The sequence below is a fragment of the Vibrio sp. T13N genome, assembly GCF_032970445.1.
Classification (GTDB): Bacteria; Pseudomonadota; Gammaproteobacteria; order Enterobacterales; family Vibrionaceae; genus Vibrio; species Vibrio diabolicus.
The window spans coordinates 1-10,963 of record NZ_JAWJYE010000028.1; the positions used below are offsets into that span (position 1 = coordinate 1).

7 protein-coding genes and 1 pseudogene are annotated in these 10,963 nt (G+C 41.5%); 4 read left to right on the top strand and 4 right to left on the bottom strand.

Annotation, left to right across the window (positions count from 1 at the left end; all coding sequences use genetic code 11):
• The 3 genes from R2S67_RS22075 to R2S67_RS22085 form a co-directional block, all read right to left on the bottom strand.
• Positions 1–1,011: tetratricopeptide repeat protein (locus R2S67_RS22075; protein ID WP_411057862.1), on the bottom strand; the 1,011-nt coding region annotated here is incomplete at its 3' end.
• 637 nt (positions 1,012–1,648) lie between these two features.
• The gene (locus R2S67_RS22080; protein WP_025500913.1) at positions 1,649–1,903 is read right to left on the bottom strand and encodes a helix-turn-helix domain-containing protein; all 255 of its coding nucleotides are present in this window, start codon (positions 1,901–1,903) and stop codon (positions 1,649–1,651) included.
• 486 nt (positions 1,904–2,389) lie between these two features.
• Entirely contained in the window at positions 2,390–3,940 is a 1,551-nt protein-coding gene (locus R2S67_RS22085; protein WP_317347074.1) for a PAS domain-containing methyl-accepting chemotaxis protein, read from the bottom strand.
• Positions 3,941–4,224: 284 nt separating this feature from the next.
• On the opposite strand from R2S67_RS22085, the gene modF reads away from it, so the two are divergent.
• Positions 4,225–5,679, top strand: coding sequence for a molybdate ABC transporter ATP-binding protein ModF (gene modF / locus R2S67_RS22090; protein ID WP_243327723.1), 1,455 nt, complete (start codon positions 4,225–4,227; stop codon positions 5,677–5,679).
• Here modF and R2S67_RS22095 read toward each other — a convergent pair.
• The gene (locus R2S67_RS22095) at positions 5,667–7,139 is read right to left on the bottom strand and encodes an EAL domain-containing protein (protein WP_047009316.1); all 1,473 of its coding nucleotides are present in this window, start codon (positions 7,137–7,139) and stop codon (positions 5,667–5,669) included. The two genes, modF and R2S67_RS22095, sit on opposite strands and share 13 nt — an antisense overlap.
• 348 nt (positions 7,140–7,487) lie before the next feature.
• On the opposite strand from R2S67_RS22095, the gene R2S67_RS22100 reads away from it, so the two are divergent.
• From R2S67_RS22100 to R2S67_RS22110, 3 genes and pseudogenes are all read left to right on the top strand, one after another.
• Complete coding sequence (locus R2S67_RS22100) at positions 7,488–8,222, top strand: IclR family transcriptional regulator (RefSeq protein ID WP_005391048.1); 735 nt, start codon at positions 7,488–7,490, stop codon at positions 8,220–8,222.
• Positions 8,223–8,228: 6 nt separating this feature from the next.
• Positions 8,229–9,068: an arginase family protein gene (locus R2S67_RS22105; RefSeq protein ID WP_005391051.1), complete on the top strand. Its 840-nt coding sequence runs from the start codon at positions 8,229–8,231 to the stop codon at positions 9,066–9,068.
• Between the two features lie 307 nt (positions 9,069–9,375).
• Positions 9,376–10,963 (top strand): annotated as a pseudogene (locus R2S67_RS22110) (polymer-forming cytoskeletal protein); the annotation flags it as partial.

Consider the following 10,963-nt stretch of genomic DNA (forward strand, 5'->3'; position numbering starts at 1 on the left):
ATTATATATTACCTCTGCTTCTGTATATTTACCCATTGATATATAAGACAGTGCTAGGTTGTTCTTAACAGTATCAACTATCCAATGATGGTCATTTACCTCTGATTCTAATTCATTTAAAGCATATTTAAATGTGTCTATAGCATTATTTAAATTCCCTCTAGCTCTTTGGATAAGTCCTTTTTGATTTAAAAATATCATCTTGCCTTCTAAATCATCACCTATTACTTTTAGCCCCTTATTAATTAAACTCATTGCCAGATCATAATCACCAACTCTATAGGCAAGTTGACATGCATGGTTTGTTAATTGAGGTTGTACGTCAGACAGCATTGAAGCTTTTTCATAATTAATTAATGCCTTGTGATAATTAAAATTAGCTTCTGCTATTTTACCACAGCCTATATAAGCCATGACTAAATGTCTTTCGTTTTCGTTTACAAATGAATTTAGCACTTTTTCCGCTCCATCAGTATCACCGACGGAAAGCATATTTCTTGCCTCTTCAAACACTTCTTCTGGAAGTCTGCTTTTGAACATAGTTAGTGTATCTTCAATTTCCTGTCGCAGAGCCACCTCTTTCTCATAGCTCTCAGTAATATTATTCAACTTACTAACAATGTCTTCATGCTCAGCTTTTTCTACAGGCGATGGCTGAATCGCGACCTTGATAAGAGACTCTAACTCTTCTTTTCGTTTAAGCAATTTACTTTCGAATTCTTTTTCTGCTTCACTTTTAGTCAAAAAGGGAAGACCATGATTATCTGAAACTCTTTTTTCTGCCTCGGACTTCCACTCTTTGAGTAGAGACGCTGGGTATTTTTTCTCATCCTTGTCTATCTTTGTTGCACAGTTACAACATAACCAAATCCCGTTGCTAATATCTTTACGCTCCTCAGTACTCATACGCCTATTGTAACGTGGACCATTGTCAGATGCAGCGTAGATGTGAGCGGCAATACCAGTACTAGTACTTTTATTATCCTCAGTATGAGAGCTTCTTGTAGACACTCGACATTCGGGGTTTGAACAGAAGTTATTCACACGGTCTCTGAGAGTGCTGATAGTAGTAAGACGAAAATTATCCCTAGCCATAGGTCTCTTATAAAAATAGTTTAATATCATCATATGCTAACATAGAGTCCGCATGGATATAAAACCTATTAACAGTCCACAGAATGAGTTGTTCTTTGTTGCATGACGCTCACCTTATAAAAGGAGGTAAAGATTACCTGATGATCAAGTCATTGGTTACTGGGGTAGAACGAGGGCAAACCTTAGAAGAAACAATCCAATACATGAAAAAGAATATTATTAGTTAGAGAGAATGCGGAATGCCTTATCACTGAATTTGAAAAGGCTTTGAGATAAAACCAAAGGTTTGAGTCGCAAATGAATTTATATGTATATGCTGAGGGTTTCGTTCAGTGTTTGTACAATGAACGAAACTGGGAGATTCCAAGTTGCTCCCTTCAAGGCCAGCCATAACTATAAGTATCTCAAACTCAACAGCGCTATCCGTTGCTGAGTAATAGTACTAAGCGGAAAGGGGTTTTAATAAATTGATCGCGCAACCATCGAATTGCTAACTCGATGATGATTGTGAGAGAACAACTTGGTTATAGCGTTGGCTTAGTTGTATAGGATTTTACCAATCATCAGGGTCACGAAGCTTTGCTTGTTCACGGCTTACAGCTTTGTCTTGAATATGTAGCTCAAGATCTAGTGATGACAGCAGGCGCATCAGACTTTCGATACTGGACGAGGCAGGATCACGTTCAAGTTTCGATACCGTTGTCTGTTTTAGACCAACAATATCGCCGACTTTGGTTTGGTTCCGCCTTTGAGTCCTGCGTACATCACGCAAGTATATTCCCAATTGCTTAGGACTTGTTATGAGCATATCTGCCTCCAATCTAAATTAACCCCTGTAGGGGATATTAGCACTTTAACCCCTATGAGGGTTAAAGTTAATTTTACCCCCGAACAGGGGTAATCAGTAATAGCTAAGATTAAGAGGATTAGTTGACTGGGTAAGGATACTAGAAAAATATTTTGGCTTATATGCTTGATGCTCTTGCTAAGTTCGATTGTTTTCGTATACTGATTGTGATTAACATTCGTCAACGTGACATTTGGTTGATGAACGTAGAAAGCTAGAAAATTCAAGAGCTTGATATATATAGGTTTTCAAAGAGATGGGGTTCAAATCCCTATCTCTCCGCCACTTATTTAGAAAGCTCGCATTTATTGCGAGCTTTCGTCGTTTTAGTGCTTGTAAAATGACGGAGGTTCGAACCCCTAGTCGTATACGGCCCCAGAGCTTCACCACATTCCAATAAAGAGCCCGCTAAAAATCAGCGGGCTCTTTATTTCTATTTTCTAGTGTTTAAGCAAACTTCTTAATCATTTCAGATAGGTCATTGGTACAACTTTGCACTTTAGAGTTCATCTGATTCGTTTCTGTCATCAGATCATACGATTCACTGTACTTTAAGTTAAGCGACTGGATGTTTTCGTTAATCTCATCCGTTACGTAAACCTGTTCTTCTATCGCTACCGCAATTTGTTGATTTCGCTCGACTACATCCTGAACGAGAGATTGCAGCTGTTGGATGCTCTCTAAAGCCGTGCCTAATAATGTTACCGTTCCGGTCGACATTTCATTACCTTTCTCTAGCGCAGAAACCGCTGATTTACTGCCCTTTTGAATTCCTTCAATGGCCGCTTTAATTTCTGTTGTCGATCCCTGTGTTCTTTTAGCAAGGGTTCTCACTTCATCCGCAACGACTGCAAACCCTCTCCCTTGTTCGCCTGCCCTCGCCGCTTCAATTGCTGCATTCAACGCTAATAAGTTGGTTTGTTCAGCAATATCATTGATCACTTCAACAACAGTTCCTATTTGCTCGGTTTGTTGGTTCAAACGCATGACCACTTTAGAGATTTCGCCGAGCTCATCCACCAGCTCTAGTACCGAGTGGTTAACATTATCGATAACGCTACTGCTATCTGTCATCGTGTTCTGCGCTTCTAGCGTAGCATCGGCCGTCGCTTGAGCATTATTTGATATCTCAGATGATGACGCTTGCATCTCGTTGACCGCTGTAGCGACCGAGTCGATCTCTACTTTCTGTGCACTCAAGTTTTCCGTCACTTGCTGGCTATTAGTCGCAGCACTGTTGGCACTTGCACGCGTTTCTTCGCAAGAGTCTTTTACAGACACCCCGACTCGCCCTAATAGCGCATCTGCAAATTGCTTACGCATCTTCATACCCAGCTCAATTTCAGCCAGATCGTTAATTTTTCCGCAATAAATATACTCCATTAGTGGATTGTTGAAGTCTTGCCTAGCCTGTCTAGCAAGCTTCTCAACTGGCCTGGTTAATACATAAATTGAGAACACGGAAAGTAATGCAGCAATGCCAAAGGCCACCGCTGGTGATTGGTTCATTTGTAGAGTTAGCAAGCCAAGAAGGTTTGAAATGAAAAGAAAGAAGGCTGATCTCATCCACAAACGCGTACGAGGAAGATACATTTGCAATGGTTTACCGTTATTCCGAAGCTTTGAATACGCTTTTTCCGCTCGTTGAACGTGTATACGCTCAGGTTTAAATCGAACCGATTGGTATTCAACAACTTCGCCATTGGATTTGATAGGAGAAGCAAACGCATCAACCCAATAATACCCTCCGTTTTTACGTCGGTTTTTCACCATTCCCATCCAGTGTTTTCCGGCTTTTAGGTGCGTCCATAAATCTTTAAAAGCCTGTTTCGGCATGTCGGGGTGGCGTACAACATTGTGAGGCTTACCGATAAGTTCACCATCACCAAACCCCGCGACTTCATTAAAGTTTTCACTAGCATATTTGATATAGCTGGACGTATCGGTGATAGAAACTAGGCTGTAACTCGAAGGGTAATCATATTCCGTTTCACTCATAAACATGTGTCCTTACATTGATTAATTAAATAAACGGCAAGTATGAGTGTAGCAGCATAACATTTATGCGCATAATGATAAGCTCATTGTAAAATTCAATAAAATTACTGATAGGTCAATTTATTACCTGCAAACATAGTGGCGGTTTCACTCTCAAATAGCACTACCCTTGAGTGCTCACAAGATGCTGCATTGATTAAAATTAATACACAAAAGCTCTTCCTTACTGAGTTCGTAAATTGTTATAAATAAACGATTACAATGAAAACAAGGAAGACAAACATATGACTATTCGTTTTAGTCAGCTTGCCGCTCAAGGGAACACGGCTCACCTATTTATTGACGATTGGAAAATAGACACTCAGCAATCTTGGGGAATATTCAGCGCGGATGGGGATATTGGATCTCTACTTGGAGACCTTATTTGTGGTGAACTTTCACCAATAAGCGGGAAACTTGAGCTTGATGGGCTGTCCGTTGCTCAAGTGTCATTATCAGAGCAACAGCGATTACTGGAAAGGGAATTAGAAAAGGACGATACAGACTTTCTTGATCGTATCGATCAAGGCAGTACCGTTTACTCACTCATTCAGGAGCGCAGCCAAGACGCTAATTTAATAGATCAGCTGATTACCGATCTCGACCTAACTCACCTTAAACACAGTGGCTTTCGTGTTCTCTCTACAGGGGAAACAAGACGAGTGATGTTAGCTCGCGCTTTAGCAACACAGCCTGATTTGTTACTGCTAGATAACCCATTTACTGGTTTAGATATTGCCCATCGAGCAGCTCTCGCTCACTATTTACACTCGCTTTCTCAAACCGTACAGCTACTGGTCACCTTCTCTCGCGAGTCTGATATGCCTGAGTGGATTGATCGCGTTGCGCTTTTCAGTGCAGGAAAGCTGGACAGTACAATGGATAAATCCAGTTGGGATAATCATCCAATCATTGGACAGCTTAAATCTCAGTCCGAGCAACAGAGTGAAGAAATGATGAACTTGATACGTCAGCATCAGCACTCGACACACTTCGACAACCCAATATTTGAACTAACAAATGGGTCTGTTGAATACACTGATAAGAAGATCTTTACTGACTTAAACTGGCGAATAGACAAAGGTCAGCATTGGCAGGTCAAAGGCCCAAATGGCTGTGGGAAGAGCACCTTGCTTGGGTTAATCTTTGGTGATCATCCTCAGTGCTACAGCAATGACATTGATATCTTTGGTAAAAAGCGAGGGTCTGGCGAGACAATCTGGGAAATTAAGCAGCACATAGGCATGGTATCTTCAGCGTTACACCTTCAATACCGCGTTAACTGCAGTGCGCTAGACGTGATTTTGTCCGGTTTTTACGACTCCATAGGGTTGTATAACCAACCCACTCGTAAAGAAGTGGACATCGCAAACGAATGGCTCGACATCCTACATATGAGCCAATACCGAAAAACCTCATTCAAGCAATTAGAGTACGGTCAGCAGCGCCTGTTGTTGATTGCAAGAGCCATCGTTAAACAGCCTACATTACTGATTTTGGACGAGCCATATCAAGGGTTGGATTTTCTTGGCAGGCGTTTAGTTAAGAATACACTTGAGCTCATCGCCCGAGAGAATTTAAGCCAGCTATTGTATGTATCTCATTACCAAGAAGACCGCTTGGATAGCATCAAGAATGAGCTAGAGTTTGTTTTTGATGACAATGACCAATGTTACCGGGCTAACGTTTACCAATCATAATGACTTCGCTGAGCAAGTTGATCATAAGGTAAAGGCTTGGAGTAAAAATATCCTTGATGATATCGCACTCCCATCTTTTTCAAATGGTCGGCTTGCGCCGTTGTTTCTACACCTTCAGCGATGAGTTGTACTTTCAGCTCTTCCGCAAAGTGAACAATAGCTTTTAAAACAGAAGCACTAAGGCTAGGTATACCAATAGTTTCGACAAAACATTTATCGATTTTTAGGTAATCAATACGCATGTGCTGCAGAAACGCCAGCGAGGTTTGACCGGTACCAAAATCGTCGATTAACACATCAATGCCATGTACTCGCAGCGCTGCGATACACTTTCTGGCTTCAGCATCAATGAGTTGACGTTCTGTTATCTCTATGCCTAATGAGACGTTATTTCGACTTAACTTCCTGTCAATGAGTTGAATCTTTCTAATCGCGTTTGGCCCAACTAAGTAACCGGGCGGCACATTAATACCAAGGTGAACAGACTGATTAAAGTCTAATTTACTAAAGTCTTCTGCCGCTTTATCGAGAACGTAATCCGTGAGCAAAAAGACCAATCCACTTTGCTCCGCCGCTGGCACAAACTCATCAGGAGAAATGAACCCTTTATTCTGATGTTCCCATCGCACTAGGGCTTCAAAACCAAATAGTTGACCAGTATCGACGTTAATCTGGGGCTGGTAATACAGAGTCAACTCGCCTTTCTTTATGGCTTTCTTTAAATCCAGAACCAAGCTTCGATGAGGATCGATAAATTTATTTAACGCATATAAGCAAAGATAGATAACAAAAATGATTGGAATTGAATACAAAAAATAGGAAAGTGTTCTCTGTTTGACGAACAGATCGCTAGCTTCACTCAAAGCTTCATACTCAAACATTTGCGACGATTTGATGCCAATAGGATTACTTCCCGTTCTCAACGCTTCTTCAGGTGCAACTTGGTCATGGATAAATAAGGCAGAGCGTTTTAAACGTAAATCGTTATTAAATCCTATCTTCGCATTAAAGTAGTCATGATCAATAATCGTCACCGCTTGATAACCTCGCTCTCCTTCGGTCACGACGAGCAAAAATTGGTCATATACGCTATCCACGTTTCCCAGTGCTAACGCTTGTCCCTCAGGAAATGTAATGTGCTCGGCTAACGGCTTAGAAATTACGCCCAGTTTAGAGGAACACGTAATGATCCCATCTTTTACAATCAGCATTTCTTCGATATCTCGTTCAAACATCAAGTTTTGCTGAAGCTCTTCACATCGTCTAGGATGCAACAAAGCCGTGCGGTTTTCGGTCTCTATTTGGAATAAAATTTCGTCTGCGATTTGAACGTTTTTTTCTAATAGATGATTGAGGTTGTTTTGCACGCTTTCACGAGCTAAATACAAGACCTCGCCAACAATCAAAGGAATGGGCAACAAAAAAATGATGGCTTTTTTAAAAAGCGCCTTATTCAGCATATAAAAGTAACCTTTTATAAAACCGATTTACTGAGATGGTATCTGGATTCTGATACCCACTAGCAACTCTCGTTTATAATATTATTTATTTAGATTAACTCAGTATGCGAAACACTTGGTAATACCGCAAACTAAACAATGCCTTAATCCCTCCTGTTCCAATTTAGCATCAAACGACTCAAACCTGAGACGTCAATACGACATCATTTTTGAACCTATCGGTACCGAGGTAAGCCCTCAGTCGTCAAATTCTCACTCTGCGAGAATTACCCATTAAAATTATTTTTCTTTTCTCAGTGATTAAGAATTATATTTGTCGTAATTCATATAACACGTTACAACACTCTCATGACGACAAACAAAGCTAATGCGAACCAGGTAAACGAAAAAGCACTGCAGTTGTTAATGCAAGTTGCAGTTAGTCCATTCCCAGTCTCTGCGAAAACGCTAAGCGAGCAATTGAACGTTCCTTTGAGCAGTCTCTACCGACACTTGAAGCTACTCAAAGAGTGGAACTTGATTGAAGAAAGCGTACACGACAAGACATTTGTCGTTGGCCCGGCAGCATTGCTGCTCATGCATAGCTATGAGACCGCACAGCATGGGTTAGATATGGTCGAAACCATACTGGCTCGGTTGGTACAACAAACAGGGGAAATGGCCGCTTATATGGTACCTGCAGGGTATCGCGCGCTTTGTGTCAGACAAAAAGAAAGTATGCAGGCGCTACGTTGCAGCTTCGTCCAGGGTCAAAGTCAACCTCTGCTACGTGGTGCCTCATCTAAAGTGATGCTCGCTTTTATGCCTCAAAGTCGATGCGAGAAAATCTTGAGATACTTTAATCAAGATCACCGACGAGACGAATGGGAACAAGAGCTCACAACCATCCGTAAACACGGATATGCCGTCAGTACTTCTGAAATTGACCCGGGTGTTTCTGGCATCAGTGCACCAGTGATGAAAGGAAGCAAACTGATCGGCGCGGTCTCGGTGATGGCTCCGGCCCACCGAGTCGAAAAGGATAAGCAGCGCATTATTTTGCATGTGTTGCAAGCGGCAAGGGCACTACCACCAGAAAGGTAATTCATCATGTTAAGCTTTTTCAAACGCTATAAACTCCACCACACCGTGAAACAGCCGCAGCATTACCCTTTTTCTTTTATGACAGTGTGTGAGTATTTGCCACCCATGTCTAAGGGCGCGTTTGAATTAGCTGATCAAAGTTTGGAAAATGCTAGTGATTGGCTATACCAACAGCATGATCATGAAACCGCTGAAAACTTTGGTCACTTCAACCACGACAAGCTGGAAAATGGCGAGTTTCAGGAAGCGTTAAGTCTTTCGCTTTCTCGTCATTCTATTCCCGTTTTAGTGACCAACTGTACCGAGGCAATCTTGTCCATGTTACCTGTGGTAGTGTCCTATCGAGACGAAGTGGGTGTGGTAAATATTGGACATGACATGAACTTGAAGCCAACACTTGAACCACGTTTAGGCTCGGCATTCCATTTTGCTCTTTCTCGCTATCAAAACGTGCGATTATTTTTTGCTGGTGTTAGCGAACAAGATACAAAGCAAGAAACGTGGGAATACGCGGAGGATCAAGGTTGTGACTGGGTAACCGATAAAGAGTTTTCTTTTCGTCATCGCAATAATGTAAAGCAGTTGATCGGCAATTACCTCGACCATTGCGACCAAATAATCCTCAGTATCGACCTTGGCTCCCTAAAAACCAAAAACAGCCTTGATGGTACCTCAGAGATTGATATCCAAATGGTTCTACGCACCATTAGGCAATGCCTGGTTGCAGGTAAAGTCAGAGCCATTCAACTCGTAGGCGATCGCGATCGTCTGGTCTATTCGAGACAAACGAAAGCCATACTAGAAGAGTTATATCAAATGGCCCCACTCATTGTTCACGCAGCCTAGGATTAAGTTCGGTTCAGAATCAGGACGCTCAAGCTACTGGTTCTGAATCAACATGGTTAATTATTATCTTTTACCAACAAATAGTTACATGAATAAAGCGACTCATGTCACACTTAGCTATTGAACTAATCTCATACTTACGTTCTAATAACGCCACTAAGCTTTGGTATGACATACGAAATAAAAATAGCCAAAGTTCAATAAGTAAGCGGATTAAAAACCAAAAACACCGCCGACATTTCAACTTCTGTGAGCACTTGCTCACGCTCGCTTGATGCCATCTTGTTCCACTTTTTTAGGACATTTGATGATGCGTCTTTGCAGTATTTTCGCTGCGGTTCTTGTTTTACCGCTAACCTCACACGCCACCACCTATGACTTAGCAGATATCAAGTCAAACACTAATGTTGCCTTTTGTAAAAACGGAACCATTCATGTAACGGGTTCTACTTACGATTGCACTACAAATATTGTTCTCCCGAAAGGCGATCAAATTATAAATAGTAGTCAAAGCTCATCGTCTTTAACCGCTCATGGTTCCATAACACTCCGTGGGCAGAATGTCATAGGCTCAAAGGAAAGCCCTATAAACATCAAAGCTAAAGGAACTTGGTTAAAAATTAATGGTAATAGCTACGTACTAGGTAATGTCTCTGCTTTAGGTTCTATAAAAATAACTGATAGTGAAATCGAAGGAGATATAGAAACCAATGGTGTTGGTGGAAATGGCCGTTCTGTCGAGTTTCACGGAGAGCACAACGTCCTTAATGGCAACATCATTGCTCAAAGTGACGTGTACATCGAATCTGGTATGTTCTGCGGTGATATCAAATCAAAAGGAACAAAAGTAGAAATGAATCAACTGGCATCGTCGCTTTCTAATACACCAATAGTTGTGGGCAACATCAATGCTCTATCGGGGATAAATCTTAATAATACGACAGTTTTTGGTTCTTTGACATCTCAGGGACATACTGTAGATACAGGTTTTGGCACGACCAAAATATATGCTAATAAGCAAGCTATTTCGGCAATGCATTTTTCAATTAATAACTCCAATACTTCTATTTGCGGTAGTGTGACAGCCACCCTAGAATCAAGTTCAAATTTCAACCACTATTGTGGCATTGATGAACCCAATTGTGATTACGCAAATCAAACACCAACAACTTGCCCTATTCCTTCTTATATCCCTGAATGTAAAATTACGCCTCCATCAGAGAACGACTTCGACCTAAGCGTCACACCATCGGACGATATGGCACTGATGTGCGGCGACGATCTTCCGCAATTTACAGCAACAACAACCAATAATGGAGAAGTTGTAAGCGCAGAAGTCAGTGCTGCCCTATCACACCCTGACTTGTTCACTTTAGAGGTGGTCAAAGGTCAGCAGACATTAAAAGCAAACCAATTTATGTCTGACGACAATGGTAAGCTCGTTGTTCGAGTGGTCCCGAACGATATTGATGCCATCGCGTTAGATACGAACTACACGCTGACTTTCACTATGGCAGAAGACACCAGCAAGCATCAAACGGTTAGCTTTATGTTTACGCCATTTATGTTTGAGGCATACTCAAAGACGAAAAGCGCAACTTTAAATGAAATACGCGTTATTGCAGGTAAACCAGAAAACGTGCATACGCGATTGCTTGCTTGTGCCTCCACCGGCGAACCTGTAGTGGCAAGCAACTACAATGGTACTCCTAAGGTTTTTCATCCATTGGTTCAACCATTAGAAGGAAGTGAAGGAAACTTTAGCTATTCAGCGGAATTTAAAGACGGCTTGTCTGAGCATGGTCTTATCACGAACGAGTCCGGCATATTTGAAGTGACATTGTCCGATCATTTTGAATGTGAGGGATTTGAAGAGTGCCCAGAAGAAGGCAAAG